This is a genomic window from Pseudarthrobacter albicanus (assembly GCF_018224015.1).
GTDB lineage: Bacteria > Actinomycetota > Actinomycetes > Actinomycetales > Micrococcaceae > Arthrobacter > Arthrobacter albicanus.
This window is the reverse complement of record NZ_JAGPOT010000226.1, coordinates 1-473: the sequence shown is the minus strand read 5'-3', so window position 1 is coordinate 473 and position 473 is coordinate 1. Positions and strand designations below refer to the sequence as shown.

Here is a 473-nt window from a genome sequence, read left to right as displayed (position 1 = left end):
GCGAGCAGGGTGCTGGCTTCCTGGCGGGTGCTGCCGGAGCTTTCGATGTGGGCGAGGGCGGCCGGGATGTCCCGGCCCTTCTTGCGCATCGCGGTGGCCCAGAGCCGGCCGGCGCGGTAGGAGGATCGCACCAGGGGCCCGGACATGACGCCGAGGAAGCCGATCTCGTCGGCTTCCTGCTGCAGGTCCACGAACTCCTGCGGCTTGACCCAGCGGTCCACCGGCAGGTGCCGCTCGGACGGGCGCAGGTACTGGGTGATGGTGATCAGGTCGCAGCCGGCGTCGTGCAGGTCCTGCAGGGCCGCCGAGATCTCCCCGCGGGTTTCGCCCATGCCCAGGATCAGGTTCGACTTGGTCACCATGCCCAGCGCCCGGCCCTGCGTGATCACGTCCAGGGACCGGTCGTAGCGGAACGCCGGGCGGATGCGCTTGAAGATCCGCGGCACGGTCTCCACGTTGTGCGCGAACACCTC

At 70.0% G+C, this 473-nt stretch carries 1 protein-coding gene; it reads right to left on the bottom strand.

Features of this window, described 5'->3' with window-relative positions:
* On the bottom strand, positions 1 to 473 hold a 473-nt coding region (locus J9611_RS21555; protein ID WP_504742122.1), incomplete at both ends, for a lipoyl synthase.